This window comes from Candidatus Methylopumilus planktonicus (genome assembly GCF_006364715.1).
In the GTDB taxonomy this organism is placed as follows: domain Bacteria; phylum Pseudomonadota; class Gammaproteobacteria; order Burkholderiales; family Methylophilaceae; genus Methylopumilus; species Methylopumilus planktonicus_A.
The window spans coordinates 1,292,601-1,300,923 of record NZ_CP040984.1; the positions used below are offsets into that span (position 1 = coordinate 1,292,601).

At 38.4% G+C, this 8,323-nt stretch carries 9 protein-coding genes; all 9 read right to left on the minus strand.

Annotation, left to right across the window (positions count from 1 at the left end; translation table 11 throughout):
* Positions 1-78 precede the first annotated feature (78 nt).
* The 9 genes from FIT63_RS06750 to rpmH all read right to left on the minus strand — a co-directional run bounded on the left by FIT63_RS06750 (position 79) and on the right by rpmH (position 8,080).
* A complete protein-coding gene (locus tag FIT63_RS06750; protein WP_140007119.1) occupies positions 79-942 on the minus strand; it encodes a ParB/RepB/Spo0J family partition protein in 864 nt (287 codons plus the stop codon).
* Entirely contained in the window at positions 935-1,711 is a 777-nt protein-coding gene (locus FIT63_RS06755; RefSeq protein WP_140007120.1) for a ParA family protein, read from the minus strand. Before FIT63_RS06755 ends, FIT63_RS06750 begins: the two co-directional genes overlap by 8 nt.
* 2 nt (positions 1,712-1,713) lie before the next feature.
* Positions 1,714-2,352 carry a 16S rRNA (guanine(527)-N(7))-methyltransferase RsmG gene (gene rsmG / locus FIT63_RS06760; RefSeq protein ID WP_140007121.1) on the minus strand — a complete coding sequence of 213 codons (639 nt, stop codon included), beginning with the start codon at positions 2,350-2,352 and terminating at the stop codon, positions 1,714-1,716.
* Entirely contained in the window at positions 2,349-4,262 is a 1,914-nt protein-coding gene (gene mnmG / locus FIT63_RS06765; RefSeq protein WP_140007122.1) for a tRNA uridine-5-carboxymethylaminomethyl(34) synthesis enzyme MnmG, read from the minus strand. The genes rsmG and mnmG overlap by 4 nt, the downstream gene beginning before the upstream one ends.
* Before the next feature lie 124 nt (positions 4,263-4,386).
* Entirely contained in the window at positions 4,387-5,745 is a 1,359-nt protein-coding gene (gene mnmE / locus FIT63_RS06770; protein WP_140007123.1) for a tRNA uridine-5-carboxymethylaminomethyl(34) synthesis GTPase MnmE, read from the minus strand.
* Complete coding sequence (yidC, locus tag FIT63_RS06775; RefSeq protein ID WP_140007124.1) at positions 5,729-7,360, minus strand: membrane protein insertase YidC; 1,632 nt, start codon at positions 7,358-7,360, stop codon at positions 5,729-5,731. Before yidC ends, mnmE begins: the two co-directional genes overlap by 17 nt.
* Positions 7,361-7,379: 19 nt before the next feature.
* Positions 7,380-7,589 carry a membrane protein insertion efficiency factor YidD gene (gene yidD, locus FIT63_RS06780; RefSeq protein ID WP_140007125.1) on the minus strand — a complete coding sequence of 70 codons (210 nt, stop codon included), beginning with the start codon at positions 7,587-7,589 and terminating at the stop codon, positions 7,380-7,382.
* On the minus strand, positions 7,586-7,918 hold the full coding sequence (rnpA, locus tag FIT63_RS06785) for a ribonuclease P protein component (protein ID WP_223259912.1): 333 nt from the start codon (positions 7,916-7,918) through the stop codon (positions 7,586-7,588). Before rnpA ends, yidD begins: the two co-directional genes overlap by 4 nt.
* Positions 7,919-7,945: 27 nt before the next feature.
* Positions 7,946-8,080 carry a 50S ribosomal protein L34 gene (gene rpmH / locus FIT63_RS06790; RefSeq protein WP_082092862.1) on the minus strand — a complete coding sequence of 45 codons (135 nt, stop codon included), beginning with the start codon at positions 8,078-8,080 and terminating at the stop codon, positions 7,946-7,948.
* Positions 8,081-8,323 lie beyond the last annotated feature (243 nt).

An 8,323-nucleotide genomic window follows, 5' to 3' on the forward strand; every position in this document is an offset into this window, starting at 1 on the left:
ACTGAGTGCAACATCTTTGAGTTACAAAGGCATGAATTTTCCCTGTAATTAGCCGTTCCGTCAAGGGTAAAGCGTACTTTATCCTTTGATTTTTTTAAGAATCTCATCCAATTGCTCCAAATTACGGTAATGCACTTTTAAAATACCCGAACCATTCTTTTTTTCATCAATAGTGACCGATGCCCCAAGTGTTTCTGCTAAAGATTCTTCAAGCTGACGCACATCTGCATTTATCTTTTTAGGGGAGGTTTTTTGACTATCGATTTTGTAACTATTTTGTAAGTTTTTAACGAGCGCCTCAACTTCTCGCACAGATAGATTTTTTTGAATCACTTCTTCGCATAACATTATCTGTTGGCTGCCCTCTAAGCCAATCAAAGCTCTTGCATGTCCCATATCAATTTTGCCACTTAATAGTCGATCTTGAACAGGCTTCGTTAAAGTTAACAGTCTTAGTAAATTAGAAACAGTGACGCGCGATTTACCAACCGCATCTGCCGCTTCTTCATGCGTCATATTAAATTCATCGATTAAACGTTTAATGCCAATCGCTTCTTCTAATGGATTTAAATCTTCGCGTTGAATATTTTCAATAAGCGCCATCGCGAGCGCTGATTCATCAGGAATATTTTTAATGATGACTGGTACTTCACTAAGATTTGCTAATTTTGCAGCACGCCATCTTCTCTCGCCTGCAATGATTTCATATTGATTATTGCCCACAGGCCGGACAATAATAGGCTGCATGACCCCTTGTTTTAAAATAGATTGTGAAAGCGCATGTAAAGCCTCTTCTTGCATAATGCTTCGAGGTTGGTATTTGCCAGGCTGTAATTCACTAATTAATAAAGTCTGAAGTGTGCCTTCGTTTTTTTGAACGTCTTCTTCGCCACTTAATAATAATGCATCAAGTCCGCGACCTAATCCTTTAGCTTTAACCATGTGACTTCCTCATTTGTTTTTCTATAATTTCTTCGGCAAGTTTTAAATATGCTACAGCTCCTTTAGATGAGCGGTCATACATTAAAATAGGCATGCCATGACTTGGCGCTTCTGCCAATCTTACATTTCTCGGAATGATGGTTTCATACACCTTGTCACCAAAGTGCGCCGTTAATTGATCTGACACTTGTTGAGCTAACATATTGCGCTTATCAAAGAGTGTTTTTAATAAACCTTCAATTTCAATTTTAGGATTTAAATTGCTTCTCACTTTTTTGATAGTGTTCACTAAGTCTGATAAACCTTCTAATGCATAATATTCACATTGCATAGGAATTAAAACGGCATCTGCAGCAGTCAGCGCGTTTACTGTCACAAGATTGAGCGCGGGGGGACAATCTAATAATACATAGTCGTAATCTTTTTTTAAATGTTGCAATGCTTCTTTTAATCGTATTTCGCGTTTGCTTTCATTGACAAGTTCAACTTCAGCACCAGCAAGATTTCTATTCGAAGGAGCTAAATCAAAACCTCCACGCTCGCAATGAATCACAATATCGTTAAATGATTTACTTTGAATCAACACATCATAAATTGATGTTTTAATAGTTGATTTATTAATACCTGAGCCTGTCGTTGCGTTGCCTTGTGGATCAAGATCAATGAGAAGCACAGATTTATTTTTTGCAGCTAGGCTTGCAGCTAAATTTACCGATGTGGTGGTTTTTCCGACACCACCTTTTTGATTCGTCACCGCTAATATACGCATAACTAAAAAATTTCTTTCTTCAATTGAACTAAATATCGTTCAGCATTAATAAACGGCACTTCAAGCGGAATCAGCGTGTATTGATTCTTTTCAAATGCTTCTAATTCTTCTTTGACATCTTTTGATTTCATCGCCAACCACACACCATTTTTTTGTAATGTATGTTGTGTCAGTGACATCATATTTTTTAAATTTGAAAACGCTCTTGTGATCACCCTATCAAAAAGTATGATCGGCTGATATTCTTCAACGCGGGCATTTATCACATTTAAATTAGTCAGCGATAACTCACTTTTCACTTGTTGCATAAATGTTGTTTTTTTATTCACCGAATCCATCACAGTCACTTTTAATTCGGGTTTTGTAATCGCCAATACAATGCCAGGAAATCCTGCACCACTTCCAACATCCAACACATGTTCCATCTCTACATGATTCAAAATAGATAAGCTATCAAGAAAATGTAATTTAATCATTTCGTCTCGCTCGCGAATCGCTGTTAAGTTATATACGCGATTCCACTTTTCAATTAAATTTAAATACGCCATTAGTTGGTCTATCATTTGCTCAGACAAATTTAAACTCATGCGATGTAAGCCCTCGACCAATAGATCGCGGTCTTTTTTTATTGCTTCATTCATGCTGCTTTTGCTGGGCGTTTCGCTGTCATTTTTTTAGGTTTATTTTTACGTTTAATAAACACTAAAAGTAATGAAATAGTCGCAGGTGTTATGCCGGAGATGCGCGACGCTTGTCCTAAATTCTCAGGCTTGTGAAGATTTAATTTTTGTTGCGCCTCTGCACTTAGCCCGTGCACATCTTTGTAATCAAGGTCTAGAGGCAAAGGAAAGTCTAATTGATCTCGGCTGCGATCTACTTCTTCTTGTTGTCTTACGATGTAGCCTTTATATTTCGCTGAAATTTCGACTTGCTCTCTGACTGCTGGATCAATAAGATCCGCATCTTCTTTCATCAATTCTTTTACGCCTGCAAAACTGACTTCAGGTCGTCTTAATAAATCAAACAAGCTATATTCGTGATCAATTGCTTTTCCAATAATAGCTTCTTGCTTTTCAATTGAAATATCTTGTGGTCTTATAAAGAATTTTTTTAAGCGCGCTTCTTCTGATTGGATCGTTTCTTGTTTTTTATTAAACATGATCCAGCGCTCATCATCCACTAAGCCTAAATTACGGCCCATAGTAGTTAATCTTAAGTCTGCATTGTCTTCTCTTAACATCAAACGGTATTCTGCTCGGCTTGTGAACATGCGGTAAGGCTCAGTAACACCTCGTGTAATGAGGTCATCTACTAAGACGCCCAAATAAGCTTCATCTCGCTTAGGACACCAAGCATCTTTATCTTGCGTCATCAAAGCCGCGTTTGTACCTGCCAAGAGTCCTTGAGCCGCCGCCTCTTCATAACCCGTTGTACCATTAATTTGTCCTGCAAAAAATAGGCCCTGAATGGATTTGGTTTCTAAACTCGACTTTAAATTACGCGGATCAAAGTAATCATATTCAATCGCATATCCCGGTCTTAAGATGTGTGCATTCTCTAACCCATTGATTGAACGGACTAATTTGTACTGTATGTCAAAAGGGAGGCTTGTTGAAATACCATTTGGATAAATTTCGTTGGTGTCTAAGCCTTCTGGCTCTAGAAAAATCTGATGTGAGTCTTTATCTGCAAAACGATGGATTTTATCTTCAACAGATGGACAATAACGTGGGCCTACACCTTCAATTACGCCCGTATACATTGGGGATCGATCGAGACCGCTTCTAATAATGTCATGTGTCGATTCGTTAGTATGCGTAATCCAACAAGAAACCTGTCTTGGGTGTGTTGTTTTTTTGCCATAAAAAGAGAGATAAGGAGTGGGGTTGTCACCAGGCTGTTCCTGCATCACGGCATAATTAATGGTGCGCCCGTCAATTCTTGGCGGCGTTCCAGTCTTAAGACGGCCTACAGGCAAGCCAATCTCTCTTAATCGGTGTGCTAAAGACATAGAAGGTGGATCACCTGCTCGGCCTGCTTGATAATTTTTTAAGCCCACATGCACAAGACCACCTAAAAAAGTTCCCGCCGTTAAAACAACAGTTCTAGACTTAAACTGGATACCAATTTGCGTCACAACGCCTGCAACATGATCTTTCTCTAAAAGAATATCGTCAACTGCTTGTTGAAAAAGCCAAAGATTAGGTTGGTTCTCAAGACGATGCCGAATCGCAGCTTTATATAAAATACGATCAGCTTGCGCACGAGTCGCTCGCACGGCAGGCCCTTTGCTACTATTTAAAATGCGAAATTGAATACCCGCTTCATCAGTGGCAATACCCATAGCCCCGCCTAAAGCATCGATTTCTTTGACTAAATGCCCTTTGCCAATACCACCAATAGATGGATTGCATGACATCTGACCTAAGGTCTCGATGTTATGGGTTAAAAGTAAAGTCTTTTGCCCCATGCGAGCGGAAGCAAGAGCCGCCTCTGTACCAGCATGCCCTCCTCCAACCACAATCACATCGAAATTATTTGGAAATTCCATGGTTTTACGTCAATTATAAAGGTGTAATTTTACTTTAATCTACTGATAATCACTATGAAAACCATTGTTTCACGTGAAACATTTGCTTAAAGAGGAAAAAAACTGTTCCACGTGGAACAAAGAATTACTTGCCGATACAAAAACGGCTAAAAATCTCCCCCAGGAGATCGTCTGGGGTGAATTCGCCAGTAATAGAAGCCAATGAAGTTTGCGCTTGTCTAAGCTCTTCGGCTATCAATTCAGGCGACTGAATCTGATTCACTGACTCATTCAAACGTTTTGAGACTATATCGAGCGCATCTAAATGTCTTTGTCTGGCCATAAAAATACCTTGGTTGCCATCCTTACTAAATTCAACACCAGCCATTTTTAATAAAACATTCTTGAGTTGAGCCAAACCTTCTCCATTTTTTGCGGAGATAAAAAGATGATACTCGCCTTCAATTATTTCAGATGATGCTTTTTTAGACATCAAATCAATTTTATTGTGAACCCACACCTTAAAAACGTCTTTTGGAATGCGATTTAGAATGGTTTTCTCGTAATCGGTAATACCCATGCCAGCATCTACTAAAAATAATGCGATATTGGCCTTTTCTATCGAAATCCATGTTTTTTCAATACCCATTTTTTCAATTTCATCGTTGGTATCTCTTAATCCGGCTGTATCAATCACATGAATAGGAATACCATCAATTTGAATTTCACTTTTAATGGGGTCGCGCGTTGTGCCAGGAATGGAAGTCACAATGGCTTGATCATTTCCAGATAATTGATTGAGCAAACTCGACTTGCCCACATTGGGTTGACCCACCAACACCACTGTAAAGCCTTCACGCAATAAACGTCCTTGTTTAGCAGATAAAGTTACTTCATCCATGCGAAGCTTCAGGCTTAAAAGCTTTTCCTTTACTTTGCCAGTCGTAATGAAGTCGATTTCTTCCTCTGGAAAATCTAAGCAGGCTTCAATATACATACGTAAATCAATGAGCTCTTTAAGTAAGTCATTGATTTTATTCGAAAAATAACCACTCAGGGAAAGCATAGCACTTTTTGCTGCCTCGGCTGTTGAAGCATTAATTAAATCTGCAACAGCTTCTGCCTGAGTTAAATCAATTTTGTCATTAAGATAAGCGCGCTCAGTAAACTCTCCAGGCTTTGCAAGTCTCGCACCACATTCAATACAGCGCGCCAATAAAAGTTGCATCACAGCAATGCCGCCATGGCCTTGAAGCTCTAAGACATCTTCACCGGTATACGAGTGGGGGGATTTAAAAAAAAGTGCGATGCCGCGATCTATGACTTGGCCATTAACATCCAAAAACTGCAGGTATGAAGCTAAACGATTTTCGGGGCAAACACCTAAAAGATGTTTCGCAACATCGCGCGCTTGAGATCCTGAAACTCTCACAACACCAATGCCGCCAGCACCCGAGGGTGTAGCAATAGCAGCAATGGTGTCTAAATTATTTGCGAGCTGCATTGCCTTTCTTAGCTAATGCGGCTGCATGAATGGATCGATTAATCATCCATTGTTGAAGAATAGACAATACGTTATTAATCACCCAATAGAGTACTAAGCCTGCGGGAAAGAAAAAGAAAAATACACTGAATACCACCGGCATGATCATCATCAATTTTGCTTGCATCGGATCCGTAGGTGCTGGATTAAGTTTTGTCTGAATGATCATGCTGATGCCCATAATAATAGGCAATACATAGTAAGGATCTTTTACAGAAAGATCGGTAATCCATAACATGAAAGGTGCGTGTCTTAATTCAACGGCGCCCATCAACACCCAATAGAGGGAAATGAAAACAGGGATCTGAATAAGAATAGGTAAACAACCGCCCATCGGATTAATTTTTTCTGTGCGATAAAGCTCTAACATAGCTTGCTGAAATTTAGCTTTGTCATCTCCAAATTTTTCTTTCATGCTTTGCAAGCGCGGAGTTAATTCACGCAATTGAGCCATTGATTTATAACTTGCGGCTGAGAGCGGATAAAAAAGAATCTTAATTAAGACAGTCAAAAGAATAATTGCACCGCCCCAGTTATTTACTAGTTTATGAATCCAATGAAGCACCATAAACAAAGGTGAAGCAATAAAAGTTAACCAACCGTAATCAACTGTATAACTAAGTCCTGGCGCTGCTTTTTCAAGTTCTTCTTGAATTTGCGGTCCCGAATAAAGTTTGGTTGAAAATTCTTTTTTTTCACCCGCCTGAATAACGGAAAGCTGTGTCAACACACCTGATGAATAAATGTTTTCTGCAACTTCTTTTGTATAAAATTCACGCTTTTGATTTCCAGGCAGAATCCACGCGCTCGCAAAATAATGTTGTACTACACCAATCCAGCCATCAACCGATATCAATGACAAGTCTCGTTTTTTCATGTCACTAAAATTAATTTTTTTAAACTTATCAGCTTCGTTATAGTAAGCGCCGCCAATGAATGTAGGCGTAATTTTACTTTCTTGAGCAGAGCCATCATCATGCACAAGCTGGAAATAAGCTGATGGCGTAATCGCTGATTTTCCATGATTAGTAATTTCATAACGCACTGCTATTTGATAGCTACCGCGATCAAAAGAAATAATTTTTGAAACTTCAACATCTTGATTTTTGTAATGCAATTTTACATCTAAATGATTTTGTCCACTTTCTAAAACATAATTAGTTTTTTCAGATGTAAATATTGATTTATGTGTTGGCAAATCATTACCAATGAGTCCGGTTTGTGCAACATAAAATAATGGTTTTTGTGAGTCATCTAATAGCACAAATTTATCCTGCGCATTATCAGCCAAATGATTATTTAAAAGTAATCGACGAATGTCCCCGCCGACTGTATCAATTTCAATCTGGTATAAATCAGTGGCGACTTTAATACGCGAACCTGTTTCTAATTTAAAAATAGAATCGAGTGCAATAGTTTTAGTATCAATAGAATTTAATTTTTGTGAAGATGGAACGCTTGCATCTTGTTGGGTTGCAACTTCAGCGACTGGAGCATGTTTACGTTGCCAGGTGTCCCATAGCAAAAGAATTGAAAAAGAAAATACAACAAACAGTATTAAACGCTTCGTATCCATAAATTATAAAATTCCAAAATTAAATAACAGGGTCATGACCACCCTTGCACCATGGATGACATTTACCTATTCGTTTCATTGATAAAAAAATACCTTGTATTAAACCTTTTTTATGTATCGCATCTATGGTGTATTGCGAACATGTAGGTGAAAAACGACATTGCTGACCAAAAAAAGGACTTAATAATAATTGGTAACATCTGACAAATAGAATTGCGATTGATTTCACTTTTTTAATCTTGCAATCATTTGATCAACTTCAGTTTCAATGTTTACAAAATCGTTGCGATAAAACGATTTTTGAATGCGTATCACTATATCAAAATTTAAGAGTTGTTCTTGTTTTTTTCGCATTAATTCACGTAAGACGCGTCTCATATAGTTGCGTTTCACAGCCAACTTCTGTGTTTTTTTTCCCACGACCATACCTAAACGAAATAAGGACAACGCGTTGGGTTGGTAGTGAAAACTGAGGTGCTGAGAGGAAAGTCGCTTACGGAAATTAAAAACGGATGAAAATTCATCCGTTTTTGTAAGTTTGGTTAATTTAGTTTGCAAATTATGGAGAATTTGCCAAATAGGTCTTTATAGACCGATACGAGCACGGCCTTTAGCACGGCGAGCTGATATTACAGCGCGTCCTGCACGAGTCTTCATGCGTACTAAAAAACCATGCGTGCGAGCACGTTTTACTTTGGATGGTTGATAGGTACGTTTCATTGTATTTCTCCAGCTATAATTCGATAAGGATCGCGCAATTTACCGCACATACCCCTCTATGTCAACGATTATTTGTTTAGGAAGTCTTAAAACGCCTGTGGATAACTTTGACAGGTTCAGTTAAGATGAATTCCGTAAAGCAATCATTCCTAAAAAGCATTTTTACACCATTCCGGTTCTCTAAAATGCCAAACCAAGAAGAAATTGTAATTTTAATACTATATATATTGGATTTTGCCGTTA